This window comes from Pigmentiphaga humi, assembly GCF_900606115.1.
Lineage (GTDB): Bacteria > Pseudomonadota > Gammaproteobacteria > Burkholderiales > Burkholderiaceae_B > Pigmentiphaga > Pigmentiphaga humi.
Genome location: NZ_UWPJ01000005.1, coordinates 318,118 through 330,774, shown reverse-complemented (window position 1 = coordinate 330,774; position 12,657 = coordinate 318,118). Strand labels below are relative to the sequence as shown.

Sequence of the window (12,657 nt, the reverse complement as noted above, 5' to 3'; positions counted from 1 at the left end):
CGACGAACGGCGCGTCCTTCCTCGGCGACCATGTCCCGCAACCACAGGAGGGTAATCAGTGAGTGTTTCTCCCTCGCAAGCGGCCCAGGAACCGTTCAACGGTGCATTGTTCGCCGCGCAGCTCGAGTCGGACTGCGCCGCGCTGCGCCTGCCCCTGGATCATCGCCGCATCGACTTGCTCCTCAACTACCTGGCGCAAATGCTGCGCTGGAACCGCACCTACAACCTGACTGCGATCCGAGACCCGGATCAGATGCTTTTACATCACATAACAGATAGCCTGGCGGTCGTGCCGGAACTGGCCCAGCGCCTGGCCGGGAAGTCCGCCAGCCTGCTGGATGTCGGTTCGGGGGGCGGGCTGCCCGGCGTGGTGCTGGCGATCTGCTATCCGGAATGGCAGGTTCGCTGTGTCGATGCCGTCGAGAAAAAAACGGCCTTCGTCACGCACGTGGCCGGCATGCTGCGCCTGCCCAACCTGAGCGCCGTCCATGGCCGCGTGGAAGAACTGGAGCCGTTGCAGTGCGATATCGTGATCTCGCGCGCCTTCGCCTCGCTGCATGACTTCGCGGCGCTGGCCGGCCGCCACGTGCGCGAGGGAGGCTGGCTGGCTGCGATGAAAGGCCACCCGCCCGAAGACGAGATGCAGTCGCTGAAAGACCAGGGCATCTGGCGGGTGGAGGGCGTGACGACCCTGTACGTGCCGCGATTGTCCGCCCGCCGCTGCCTGGTGTGGATGGACCGCGTCGGCAATGAGGCACCGGAGCAATAACGCGGCGGCGGCCGCCGATTCATTACCTTTATCTTAGGCAGTTCTATTCGATGTCTTCCAATTCCAGCATGGCCAGCGGCACGGCACCGGCCGAGGAGGCTTCCAGCGATCTGTCGGCCCTCCAAGGCGCCGAGCCGCTGGCAGCCAAGCGCGCACGCGCGGCGGCCCGCATTTTCTGCATTGCCAACCAGAAGGGCGGGGTCGGCAAGACCACCACGGCGGTCAACCTGGCGGCGGCGCTGGCGGCCCATGAACAACGGGTGCTGCTGATCGATCTCGACCCCCAGGGCAACGCGACCATGGGCAGCGGGATCGACAAGCGCAGCCTGGAAGCGACGCTCTACCAGGTGCTGATCGGCGAATCCACCATCGCCGAGGCGGCGCGGACGTCGGAGACGGGCGGCTACGACGTGCTGCCCTCCAATCGCGAATTGGCCGGCGCGGAAATCGACCTGGTGCAACTGGAAGAGCGCGAGCGCCGTCTCAAGCAGGCCATCGAAGCCGTCTCCGACCGCTACGATTTCGTCCTGATCGACTGCCCGCCCACGCTGTCGCTGCTGACGCTGAACGGCCTGGCGGCCGCGCACGGCGTGATCATCCCCATGCAGTGCGAGTACTTCGCGCTCGAAGGCCTGTCCGACCTGGTCAATACCATCAAGCGCATCCATGCCAACCTGAACGCGGACCTGCGCGTCATCGGCCTTTTGCGGGTCATGTTCGATCCGCGCGTGACCCTGCAGCAGCAGGTGTCGGCGCAGCTGGAAAGCCACTTCGGCGACAAGGTGTTCAACACTCTCATTCCGCGCAACGTGCGGCTGGCCGAGGCGCCCAGCTACGGCATGCCGGGGGTGGTGTTCGATCCCGCATCCAAAGGGGCGCAGGCTTACGTGGCCTTCGGCAAAGAAATGATAGACCGCATGAAAACGCTATAAGCCGGAAAGAGCATGGAAAGGAAAGCTGCACAGAAAGCGGTAAAGAAGGCCAAGGGACTGGGGCGCGGACTCGACGCGCTGCTGGGGGCCGACATGCCGGCGGTCAGCACGCTGGGCAATGCGGCGCCGGTGGGCAAGGAAAAGCCCGAAGGCCCGCCCAGCGTGCTGCCGGTTGCGCACATGCAGGCCGGCAAATACCAGCCGCGTTCGCGCATGGACGAAGGCGCGCTGGCGGAGCTGGCAGAATCGATACGCACCCAGGGCGTGATGCAGCCCATCCTGGTCCGCGCGATCGATGGCGGCCGCTATGAAATCATCGCCGGCGAGCGCCGCTTCCGCGCCGCGCAACTCGCCGGACTGGCCGAAGTGCCGGTGCTGGTGCGCGAAGTCAGCGACGAGAATGCCGCCGTCATGGCGCTGATCGAGAACATCCAGCGCGAGGACCTCAACCCGCTCGAAGAAGCGCAGGGGGTGCAGCGCCTGATCGGCGAGTTCGACATGACCCACGAGCAGGCGGCCCTGGCCATCGGCCGTTCGCGTTCGGCCACCAGCAACCTGTTGCGCCTCTTGAACCTGGCGGGTCCGGTGCAGACCATGCTGCTGGCGGGCGACCTCGACATGGGGCATGCGCGCGCGCTGCTGGCCGTCGATGCCGCCACGCAGATCCAGCTCGCCACTCAGATCGTTGCCAGGCGGCTGTCCGTGCGCGAGGCCGAGAAACTGGTGGCGCAGACCCTGCAGGAAGCGGCCCAGAAATCCAATCGCAAGGACAAGGCCAAATCGCGCGACGTCCTGCGCCTGGAGGAAGCGCTGTCCGACAGGCTCGGCACCCAGGTGGCTTTCAAGATCGGCGCCAAGGAACGCGGCCAGCTCATCATCGACTTCCACGGCTGGGAGCATCTGTCGTCGCTGCTGGAGAAGCAGGGGCTGGGGGACGTGCTGCAGGAGTCGTGACCGGACGGCGCGACTCCTGAAAATGGCGCTTTCGCTAAGAGGGAAAAGCCCAAGGCCTCGCCGGATCCCCTGGGTTTTTTGCCGCGCCGTGCCCGCATCGGGCCTGGACGATCACATCCACGGATCGATCACCATGTGCACGGCGTCTTCGACGCCTTTGCCGGCCAGGGTGCGCAAGGCGAGGTCGGTATCTTCCAGGCCGAACAGGTGCGTGCTCATGTCGGTGACGTGGTGGCGGTTGCCGGCGATGAGCTGCAGCGCGAGTTCGACGGACTGGTAGCTGTGTCCGCGCATGCCTTTGACGGTCAGAAAGCGGGCGATGATCATGTCGCTGTCGAACTCCGGGATCCGCTTGCGCTTCTGGCCGCCGAGGATGACCCGGCCCTGCTTGCGGGCGAGCTGGATGGCGCTGACCACGGTGTCGGTGCCGCCCGACGCGCAATCGATGACGAGGTCCGCCAACTCGCCGCCGGTGATGTCGGCCACGGTCTCGAGCAGGTCCTGGCTCTGGATGTCTATGGTGTGATGCGCGCCCAGCTTCTTCGCCAATTCCATGCGGCGGTGGTCGGTGGGGGTGCCCAGGCCGGTGACGATGATGCATTCGGCGCCGGCCTCGCGGGCGGCGACCACGCAGGCCAGGCCTTGCTGGCCGGGCCCCTGGATGACCACGGTCTGGCCCGGCCCCGCGCCGCCCTGCAGATAGGTCCATTCGATACCGTTTGACAGCGGCAGCGCGAGCGCCGCGTGGCGGGGCGATACCGAGGAAGGCACTTTGTGGAACACGGTGTTCAGGTGCAGGTATTGGTATTGGCTGTACCCGCCCCACAGGCCCGGAGCCACGTTCATGCCGGTCGCGCCGTAGCGCATGCCGCCCAGGCGCCAGTCGGTGGCATTGCAGAGGCGGAAGTCGCCGCTGCGGCAGAACCGGCAGAAGCCGCAGGGAATGTACTCTTCCAGCGCCACCAGGTCGCCTTCCTTGACGCCCCACTTGGCGCGCGCGATGTCGCCCATCTGTTCGACATGGCCGACCGTCTCGTGCCCGAGGATGACCGGGCCGCGCGTTTGCGGCAGCGTCTGGTAATAGGGCAGGTCGCTGCCGCAGACGCCGGTGGCCGCTACGCGCAGGAGCCCGGATTCGGGCCGCACGCCGGGCTTGGGCAGCCATTGCAGTTCGGTGCGCTCCGGGGCCGTTGCGACGGCGGCTCGGATCATGTCATTCATATCGATATTCCTTGATGTCATTACGCGCTATCTTCTGGGGAACACGTCCCGGACGCCGTGCGGCGCGGGCCGGTAGGATGCTATAAGTCGTTTCTGCCGAGGTCTTGATGCGTGAGCACGTCTCCCGCGTCGAGCAGAGCCTGGACGTCATCCGGGACCGGCTCTGCGCCATCAACCAGGGAGCCATCGGACCGGGCTCCAACTGACGCCATAAGAAAGGAAACCCATGCAGGAGCAACAAACGTTCGTGATCGTCGGGGCCGGACAGGCGGGGGGCTGGGTCGCCTTGACGCTGCGCAGCGAGGGCTACGCCGGACGCATCGTGCTGATCGGCAGCGAGAGCCATCCGCCCTACGAGCGGCCGCCGCTGTCCAAGGGCGTCCTCAAGGGCGCCGAGACCCCGCACAGCACGTACATCGCGACGGCCGAAAAGTTGGCCGAGCAAAACATCGAATGCTGGTTCGATGAAACGGTCGAGTCGATCGACCGCGCCGGGCGCGTCGTGCGCTGCGCAAGCGGCCGCTCGCTGGTCTACGACACCCTGTTCCTGACGACGGGCGGTTCGGCCCGCAAGCTGCCGGCCCTGCCCGAGGACGGCCGCACCTTCTATCTGCGGCGGATCGACGACGCCATCCAGCTGGGCGAGGCGCTCGAGCGGGCCCGCAGCGTGCTGGTGGTCGGCGGCGGCTGGATCGGACTGGAAGTCGCCGCGACGGCGGCCCAGGCGGGCAAGCAGGTCGCCGTGGTCGAGATGGCGCCGGCGTTGTGCGTGCGTTCGCTGCCCGCGGAAATCTCGGCATTCCTGGAGGAATTGCATCGCGCCAACGGCGTGGCGGTGCGGCTGGGCTGCGCGGCGACGTTCGAGCCGCATGCCGAGGGCGTGCGCGCCCGCCTGGCCGACGGCAGCGTCATCGACGCCGACTTGGCGGTAGTAGGCATAGGCATGGTGCCGCACGTGGAATTGGCCCAGGCCGCGGGCCTGGAGGTCGACGACGGCATCGTGACCGACGAACAGGGCCGCACCAGCGACCCGCGCATCTTCGCGGCCGGCGACGTGGCCAACCATCCCAGCCGGCACGCCGGCCGCCGCCTGCGGCTGGAGTCCTGGGCCAATGCGCAGAACCAGGCCATGGTCGCCGCCAAGGCGGCGCTGGGCGGGGCCGACGGCTACCACGACATCCCGTGGTTCTGGTCCGACCAGTACGACGTGAACCTGCAGATCCTGGGCCTGCCGCCCAAGGACGTGCAGCCGGTGGTGCGCCAGTACGACGAGCGGCGCAAGGTCTATTTCTACCTGGAAGGCGGCGCGCTGCGATCCGTCATCGCGGTCAACGCCGGCCGCGACATCAAGATCGCCAAGCGCTGGATGACGTCCGGCAAGATGCCCGCGGCGGCCGACTTGCCCGATACCTCGCGCGATTTGCAGAAGCTGCCCGTGTCCTGATCGGCGACAGGGCGCTTCCGGGCCGGTCGGCGCACCATCCCTCGGGGCGGCCGCGCCGACCGCCGTCGGCCGCGCGTCGGCACTCATGGATCCGGGCCCAGCAAGGCCGCGGTGGCGCGGCGGGCATCGGCATGCTGGGCAATGACGGTCAGGCCGGCAGGCTGGCCGGCGGCCGCGGCGTCGGCCGGAATCAGTTCGAAACCTTCGCTGTCCGGAGCGTACTGCACCACGCAACGTGCGCCGTCCGCCAGCGTCACAACGCCCTTCAGGCGCAGCAAATCTTCGCCCAGGGTCCGGGACAGGGCGGACACACGCTCCTCCAGCCAATCGCGCGAGACGGGCTGCGGCAGCGGCACGAAATGCGCCTGCGCCGCATGCCGGCCATGGCCATGGCTGTGATCATGATCGCAGTCATGGCGGTGGGCCTCGCTGCAAGCTGCCGGATCGCATCCGGCGGAGGTCTCTTGCGCCGTGCCGGCGTGCTGTGCATCGATGGCGGCGAGCACCGCGTCCAGCGGCAGGTCGGCGCGATGCGACATCAATATCGGCGCGGCGGCATTCAAGCCGGCTAGCCTGGCCTCCAGGGCCTGCGTCCGGTCCGGCGCGGCGGCATCGGTCTTGGTCACGATCAGCGCCTGCGCCGCCTGGACTTGCGCGCGCGCCTCGGAATGCCGATCGATGATCCCGGCCCCGGCCGGCGCGCCCGCCACCGTCAGCACGGCGCGCAGCCGGTAGCGCTCGCGCAGCAGCGGATGGTCTTCGAATGCCTGGATCACGGGCCTGGGGTCCGCCAGGCCCGTGGTCTCGATCGCGACGGCGTGGAAGGCGGGCACCTGCCGCTGCAGCCGGGCCCAGAACAGGTCTTCCAGCGCCTGTTCCAGTCCGGGCAGGCCGGTGCAGCACACGCAATTGCCCGCCAGCAAAGCGCTTTCGCTGGCGACGCCCAGCAGCGAGCCGTCCAGACCGACTTCGCCCAGTTCGTTGACGATGACGGCCGCTCCGCGCAGCGCCGGCTGCGTCAGCCAGGACGACAGCAAGGTGGTTTTGCCGCTGCCCAGGAAACCGGTCAGCAGAAAAACGGGAATGCGCGTGCGCGGCGGCGTGGTCAAGGCTGGTAGCCCAGGCGGGTGGAGAGGGCGTCGGCCGCTTGCACGACCGGCGCGATGAAACCGCGCATGGCTTTCTTGGTCAGCCGCTGCACCGGCCCGGCAATGCCGATGGCGGCGATGACTTGGCCGCTGTGGTCGCGTACCGGCGCGGCGAGGCCGCGCATGCCGACTTCCGACTCTTCATCGTCTTGCGCGTAGCCTTCGCGCTGCACGAGTTCCAGCGTCTTGCGCAGGCCGGCCGGCGCGGTCTGCGTGTTCGGCGTGCGGGCGACCAGGCCGTCCTTGACCACGCGCGCGAGCACCTCGGGTTCCTGGAAGGCCAGTAGCGCGCGCCCTTCGCTGGTGCAGAAGGCGGGTTTGCGCGCGCCCACGTAGGAGCGCATGCGTATGGCCTGGTGGCTTTCGAGGTTGAACAGATAAATGATGTTGCTCTGTTCCAGCGTGGCCAGGTGCACGGTCTCGCCCGTGATCTCGCGCAGTTCGTGCAGGTAGGGCAGCGCCTGGGTGGAGATGTCCATCCGGCGCCGCACCAGCGCGCCCAGCGCGAACAGGCCCAGGCCCAGGCGGTAGCGCCCGTTCTCCGGGTTCTGTTCCAGCAGTCCTTCCGAAGCCAGGGTGCTCGCCAGGCGGTGGACCGTGCTTTTGGCCAGTCCCAGCCGCTTGGCCAGCGTGCTGATGCCTATCTCGATCTCGGTTTCGGAGAAGGCCTTGAGTACGCGGATTGCCGAAGCAACCGAAGAAAGCCGGCTTTCGGTGCCTTCCGTGGAGTCTTGCATGGCTGAAGAATAGGGTAGTGGGGGCAATCCTTCTTTATACAGGACCCTCATGGTTTCTCCTGGCTACGCCTCGCTCCGGCATCCCGGTTGCCATGGCGCTGCGCGCTCTACCATCACATGAACAGCCGCTGTCCGATGTCGGGCGCCGCGGATCCGGCTTCGCCGGTCCGTTCGTTCCGCCTCCGGGCCCGGCGCCGGGCCGCCCCAAGGCGGGCCCAGGCCCCCTCGGGGGGCTGCCGCGCAGCGGCTGGGGGCCCACCATCCCGGGCGCGCGTCAGCGTGCAGAGGGGGTGATATACGGTCCCCAATGCTCGATCTCCGTCTTCACGAATTTATTGAAGGTCGGGACGTCCCAGTCGAAGGTCTCCATGTTCTGGTTGCGCAGCTCGGTCTGCCCTTCCTGCGATTGCATCGCTGTGCGCACGGCCTTGTTGAGTTTCTCGACCAGGTCGGGCGCCATGCCGGCCGGGCCCGATAGCGAGAACCAGGTCGTGCCGGTCAGCTGCGGGTAGCCCAGCTCTTTGAAGGTGGGGATGTCGGGGAAGTCGGCGATGCGCTGCGCGGAGGTGACCGCGAGCGGGCGCAGCTTGCCGGCCTTGATGCTGCCGCTGGCCGTGCTCAGCGTGATGAAGGCGGCCGGCACCTGGTTGCCGGCAACGTCGGCGACCGCCGGCCCGGCGCCCTTGTAGCTGATGTGCACCAGGTTCAGCTTGGTGACGTGCCGGAAGGCTTCGCCGATCAGCGCGCCGTGCGTGCCCTGGCCCGGCGATGCCCAGCTCAGGCCCTCGGGCTTGGATTGCACGTACTTGACGAAGCCGGCCACGTCCTTGATGGGCTGGGCGACGTTGACCGCCAGAACGGTGGGCGGGCCGCCCAGCAGCGCGATGTGGCTGAAGTCCTTGATGGGGTCGAAGCTGGCCGGGTTGGTGAGCGGCGCGACCACGTGCGAACCGATGCCCGATACCACCAGGGTGTAGCCGTCCGGCTCGGCGCGCGCCACCATCTGCGAGCCGATCACGCCGCCCGCGCCGCCGCGGTTCTCCACCACGAAGCTCTGCTTGAACGTCTCGGACAGATGGCGGGAGATCAGTCGTCCCAGGGTATCGGCGCTGCCGCCCGGCGCGTACGGCACGACCACCTTGACCGGGCGGGTCGGCCAGGGATCCTGCGCACAGGCCGGGGCGGCGTAGGCGCCGAGGGCCAGGGTGGCGCTCAGCATGGAAGCGAGGGAAAGGCGATGAAGCGTCATCGGCGTGTCTCCTGTCAGGGAATGTTGTCGGGTGTCATCGGCCGGTCATCCGGCATGCACGACCTGGTTGACACAGGTTTCGGGCAAATGATACCTTCGTTTCCTATCAAGGAACAACGTTCTTTTATACGGAACAACCCTAGGAACCGGAGACTCCGATGCTGAAGAAGGAACAGAACGACCTGCTGACCCAGACCGGGCCCGGCACTCCGACCGGCGAGCTTTTCCGCCGCTACTGGCTGCCGGTGCTGCTGAGCCGGGAATTGCCCGAGCCCGGCTGTGAGCCGGTGCGCGTCCAGCTGCTGTCCGAACGGCTGCTGGCAATCCGCGACGAGAACGACAACGTCGGCCTGATCGACGAGTTCTGTGCCCACCGCGGGGTTTCGCTGTGGTTCGGACGCTACGACAGCAAGGAGGAGGGCGGCGGCATCCGCTGTCCCTATCACGGCTGGAAGTACAGCGTCGACGGCCGCTGCCTGGATGTCCCGTCCGAGCCCGAGGAAAGCGGCTTTCGCGACCGCGTCAAGCTCGTTTCCTATCCGCTGGTCGAGCGCGGCGGCATCTACTGGACCTATATGGGACCGCCCGAGCTCCAGCCGCCGCTGCCCGAATACGAGTTCGCCATGGTGCCGTCCGACCAGTCCTTCATCTCCAAGCGCGTGCAGGAAAACAACTGGATGCAGGCGCTGGAAGGCGGCATCGATTCCAGCCACGTGTCCTGGCTGCATCGCGACAGCCTGAAATCCGACCCCTTGTTCAAGGGCGCTGCGGGCAACAAATACAACATGACCGACCTGCGTCCGGCTTTCGAGGTGGTCGAGACCGATACCGGCCTGCTGGTGGGCGCGCGCCGCAATGCCGAAGAGGACAAGTACTACTGGCGCATCACGCCCTGGCTGATGCCGTGTTTCACCATGGTTCCCCCGCGCGGCGACCATCCGGTGCACGGCCATTTCTGGGTGCCCATCGACGACGAGAACTGCTGGGCCTGGAGCTTCGACTATCACGCCGCGCGCCCGCTCACGGAAGCCGAGGTGCAGGCCATGGAAGACGGCAAGGGCATCCACGTGCGCTACGTGCCCGGCACTTTCCGTCCGCTGCAGAACAAGGACAACGACTACTTGATGGACCGCGCCGCGCAGAAGGCCGGCAGGACCTTCAGCGGCGTCGAGGGCATCGGGATGCAGGATGCCTCGCTGCAGGAGAGCATGGGCGCCATCCAGGACCGCACCAAGGAACACCTCACCGCTACCGACATGGGCATCGTCAAGATGCGGCGCGCGCTGCTGAAGGCGGTCAAGGATATGCAAGAGGAAGGCGCGGCGCCTCCGGGAACGCTGCCCGACGCGCACCACGTGCGCTCGGCCGCCGTGCTCCTGCCGCGCGACCAGTTCTTCAAAGACGCCGCCGCCGACGCGCTGCGGGTGCAGCCGGGCCAGCGCCACGCATCGGTATAGGGCCGAGGCCGGGGCAGCCTGAGGCTGTCCCGGCAGCCGCGTCCAGGAGAGGTTTGCAGTACTCTTGTACAAGACCGTGCCATGCCGGCAGCCATCTTCAAAACAGGAGTATCGCCGTGGAGTACCGCAAACTTGGACGCACCGATCTGAAGGTCAGCGTGATCGGCCTGGGGACCATGACCTGGGGCGAGCAGAACAGCGAGGCCGAGGCGCACGAGCAGATCGATTACGCCCTGTCGCGCGGCGTGAACCTGGTGGACACGGCCGAGATGTACCCCGTGCCGCCGAAGGCCGAGACCCAGGGCCTGACCGAGACCTATATCGGCACCTGGCTGGCCAGGACCAAGCGGCGCAACGACATCGTGCTGACCAGCAAGATCATCGGCCCGGTGCGCGACCCCAAGCGCCCCAGCCATTTCCGCGACGGCAAACCTTTCCTCGACCGCAAGAACCTGACCCAAGCGCTCGACGACAGCCTCAAGCGCCTGCAGACCGACCACGTCGACCTCTACCAGCTGCATTGGCCGGACCGCACCACCACCACCTTCGGCAGGCTGGCCTACCCGTGGCCGGACGATGAATACACCGTGCCCATCGAAGAGACGCTATCGGTACTGCAGGAGTTCGTGCAGGCCGGCAAGGTGCGGCACATCGGCGTGTCGAACGAAACGCCCTGGGGCGTGGCGCAGTTCCTCAAGCTGTCGGAAACGCGAGGCCTGCCGCGCATCGCGTCCATCCAGAACCCGTACAGCCTGGTCAACCGGATATACGAGATCGGCTTGTCGGAGTTCACCCGCTTCGAGCAGATCGGCCTGCTTGCCTATTCGCCCTTGGGCATGGGCGTACTGTCCGGCAAATATCTGGACGGCGCCCGGCCCGAAGGGGCGCGCCTGACCAAGTTCACGCGCTTCACCCGCTACGACGGCCCGCAGGCCGAATCGGCGGTGCGCCAATACGTCCAGCTGGCGCGCGAGCACGGCCTGTCGCCGGCGCAGATGGCGCTGGCCTGGGTGAACAGCCGGCCCTTCGTGACCAGCAACCTGATCGGCGCGACCACCATCGCCCAGCTCGACGAAAACATCGCCAGCGCGCAGCTGACGCTCGCGCCCGAAGTATTGGCGGGCATCGAGGCGATCCATGTCGCCCATCCGAACCCTTGCCCATGAGGATCCTGCCGGGGCGGTATCCCTAGGGATTGCGTTTCCCCGTTTGTATGCTATTTCTTTTTCGTTACACAGCATGCGGGCACCGGGATGTCTGCGCTGCGGAAATCTCGTGCGGAGAAACGGGGAAGAAAATGCGCATCCTGCTGGTTCTGATCACGGTTGTTCTGGCGGGTTGCGCCAGCCATTTGCAGACGCTGGATTGGTACCAGCCAGCCGGATCCGAATTCATTGGCCCCGTAGCGGAAACAGATTCGGGCAAAACGGGGTATTCGCTGCTGGATCGACAACTGCTGTCTACGACCTCCGACGCATGCAAGCTGGCGGGCAGTTCGATCGATCCGTCAGACATGGACGATAGTGCGAAGAATGTCCAAGCTCGATGGATCAGGCTGAACTGCCGGTTCTGGCAGTCCCGGCCGAGAGCCTTGGCGGTATTTCTGGATGGGACCGGAAATACGAAAAAGGATCAGACCAACGTGTGGCGGTTATATACCCTGGCATATGCGCGAGCGCTGCAGGGTGATCCGGTCGTTCCGTACTATGACCGAGGCGTAGGCACAAATTTTCAGAGATTTACCGGCTCCGTTTTCGGAAACGGCCTGGAAGAGAATGTCCGGCAGGCCTATCGCTTTCTCATCGCTGCCTACAGACCTGGAGACAAAATCTATCTCTTCGGTTTCAGCCGTGGAGCGTTCACGGCGCGAACCCTCAATGGTTTGGTCGAATACGCCGGATTGCCTGTCTTCAATGAGGCGCGAGGCCCGGTTGATGCGGAGCTGTTGAAACGGGAATATGGGCGGCTGTTCGAGCAGACGACGGGTTTGTTTCGCCAATACACCGAACTGGACAAAGGCGAAGCCAATTTCTCAGGGAGATTGGCGCAAAAGTTGAAGCTCTACGAGCAGGCACAGGGCATGGAAGTGAATCGGGTCATTGTGGAAGCTATCGGCGTATTCGATACGGTTCCCGCGTTCGGCTTTTGGCGCAATGACGATCCCGACGATCACAGATTGGAACTCTATGCTCGGCGAGGCTACCACGCCATGGCTATCGACGAGCAGCGCAATGACTTTCGTCTGGTCAGATTCGGCATTCCCCGTGCGCGGAACCAAACATTGAAAGAAGTATGGTTTGCTGGAGCCCATGCGGACGTAGGGGGAGGTTACTACCCCATTCTTGCGCGAAGGCAGCCCGCGCCAATGCCATGTGGCTCGGCCATTGGCCTGGAGGGTGTCGCTTTGCATTGGATGCTAAAGCAGTTTGCCGATGATCGACTTTTCGCCATGGACAATCTTCCTGCCGGGGATTCGAGGGGCAAGCTTCACGACGAGTTGTTCGATGGGTCTTTTAGTGCGATCTATTCGGCGGCGGGAATCTATCGCCGCCAACCGAATGAAAAGGATTTCGTACACCGTAGCGCGATCGATCGCTACGAAGCAGGAGAGTTGCCCTGCCGGAACGTTCACAGGGAACCGGACGGTATCTACCGTCCGGTGAATCTGGGAGAGACGCCCGCGTTCAACTTCAGGATAGAAGGATGAGGGTTGACCGGGGCAGTCTCGATGAGCAAGCAAACGGGC

The 12,657-nt window shown here is 65.8% G+C and carries 11 protein-coding genes; 7 read left to right on the top strand and 4 right to left on the bottom strand.

What is annotated here, in order from left to right:
* Nucleotides 1-58: 58 nt before the first annotated feature.
* From rsmG to PIGHUM_RS01850, 3 genes are read left to right on the top strand one after another with little or no spacing between them, the layout of a single operon-like run.
* Nucleotides 59-769: a 16S rRNA (guanine(527)-N(7))-methyltransferase RsmG gene (gene rsmG, locus PIGHUM_RS01860; protein ID WP_425466656.1), complete on the top strand. Its 711-nt coding sequence runs from the start codon at nt 59-61 to the stop codon at nt 767-769.
* Nucleotides 770-819: 50 nt separating this feature from the next.
* Complete coding sequence (locus tag PIGHUM_RS01855; protein ID WP_246012861.1) at nt 820-1,701, top strand: ParA family protein; 882 nt, start codon at nt 820-822, stop codon at nt 1,699-1,701.
* A gap of 12 nt (nt 1,702-1,713) precedes the next feature.
* Entirely contained in the window at nt 1,714-2,655 is a 942-nt protein-coding gene (locus PIGHUM_RS01850) for a ParB/RepB/Spo0J family partition protein (RefSeq protein WP_124077538.1), read from the top strand.
* 111 nt (nt 2,656-2,766) lie between these two features.
* Here the strand turns inward: PIGHUM_RS01850 and PIGHUM_RS01845 are convergent, their stop codons facing one another.
* A complete protein-coding gene (locus tag PIGHUM_RS01845; RefSeq protein ID WP_246012860.1) occupies nt 2,767-3,876 on the bottom strand; it encodes a zinc-dependent alcohol dehydrogenase in 1,110 nt (369 codons plus the stop codon).
* A gap of 226 nt (nt 3,877-4,102) precedes the next feature.
* Between PIGHUM_RS01845 and PIGHUM_RS01840 the strand changes: the two genes are divergently transcribed.
* Entirely contained in the window at nt 4,103-5,320 is a 1,218-nt protein-coding gene (locus PIGHUM_RS01840) for an NAD(P)/FAD-dependent oxidoreductase (RefSeq protein WP_124077536.1), read from the top strand.
* An 83-nt stretch (nt 5,321-5,403) separates the two neighbouring features.
* On the opposite strand, the gene PIGHUM_RS01835 is transcribed toward PIGHUM_RS01840, so the two are convergent.
* The 3 genes from PIGHUM_RS01835 to PIGHUM_RS01825 form a co-directional block, all read right to left on the bottom strand.
* Entirely contained in the window at nt 5,404-6,429 is a 1,026-nt protein-coding gene (locus PIGHUM_RS01835) for a GTP-binding protein (protein WP_124077535.1), read from the bottom strand.
* Complete coding sequence (locus tag PIGHUM_RS01830; RefSeq protein WP_124077534.1) at nt 6,426-7,205, bottom strand: IclR family transcriptional regulator; 780 nt, start codon at nt 7,203-7,205, stop codon at nt 6,426-6,428. Before PIGHUM_RS01830 ends, PIGHUM_RS01835 begins: the two co-directional genes overlap by 4 nt.
* Before the next feature lie 274 nt (nt 7,206-7,479).
* On the bottom strand, nt 7,480-8,454 hold the full coding sequence (locus PIGHUM_RS01825; RefSeq protein ID WP_124077533.1) for a Bug family tripartite tricarboxylate transporter substrate binding protein: 975 nt from the start codon (nt 8,452-8,454) through the stop codon (nt 7,480-7,482).
* Between the two features lie 158 nt (nt 8,455-8,612).
* Between PIGHUM_RS01825 and PIGHUM_RS01820 the strand changes: the two genes are divergently transcribed.
* From PIGHUM_RS01820 to PIGHUM_RS01810, 3 genes are all read left to right on the top strand, one after another.
* A complete protein-coding gene (locus PIGHUM_RS01820) occupies nt 8,613-9,911 on the top strand; it encodes an aromatic ring-hydroxylating oxygenase subunit alpha (protein WP_124077532.1) in 1,299 nt (432 codons plus the stop codon).
* Nucleotides 9,912-10,027: 116 nt separating this feature from the next.
* Nucleotides 10,028-11,077, top strand: coding sequence for an NADP(H)-dependent aldo-keto reductase (locus tag PIGHUM_RS01815; RefSeq protein ID WP_124077531.1), 1,050 nt, complete (start codon nt 10,028-10,030; stop codon nt 11,075-11,077).
* Nucleotides 11,078-11,208: 131 nt separating this feature from the next.
* Nucleotides 11,209-12,618: a phospholipase effector Tle1 domain-containing protein gene (locus tag PIGHUM_RS01810; protein ID WP_160142102.1), complete on the top strand. Its 1,410-nt coding sequence runs from the start codon at nt 11,209-11,211 to the stop codon at nt 12,616-12,618.
* Nucleotides 12,619-12,657 lie beyond the last annotated feature (39 nt).

Bases quoted from the DNA above. Each gene is read 5' to 3' on its own strand.
- PIGHUM_RS01855 (WP_246012861.1), top strand. From the start codon at position 820: ATGTCTTCCAATTCCAGCATGGCCAGCGGCACGGCACCGGCCGAGGAG.
- PIGHUM_RS01850 (WP_124077538.1), top strand. From the start codon at position 1,714: ATGGAAAGGAAAGCTGCACAGAAAGCGGTAAAGAAGGCCAAGGGACTG.
- PIGHUM_RS01845 (WP_246012860.1), bottom strand. From the start codon at position 3,876: ATGAATGACATGATCCGAGCCGCCGTCGCAACGGCCCCGGAGCGCACC.
- PIGHUM_RS01840 (WP_124077536.1), top strand. From the start codon at position 4,103: ATGCAGGAGCAACAAACGTTCGTGATCGTCGGGGCCGGACAGGCGGGG.
- PIGHUM_RS01830 (WP_124077534.1), bottom strand. From the start codon at position 7,205: ATGCAAGACTCCACGGAAGGCACCGAAAGCCGGCTTTCTTCGGTTGCT.
- PIGHUM_RS01825 (WP_124077533.1), bottom strand. From the start codon at position 8,454: ATGACGCTTCATCGCCTTTCCCTCGCTTCCATGCTGAGCGCCACCCTG.
- PIGHUM_RS01820 (WP_124077532.1), top strand. From the start codon at position 8,613: ATGCTGAAGAAGGAACAGAACGACCTGCTGACCCAGACCGGGCCCGGC.
- PIGHUM_RS01810 (WP_160142102.1), top strand. From the start codon at position 11,209: ATGCGCATCCTGCTGGTTCTGATCACGGTTGTTCTGGCGGGTTGCGCC.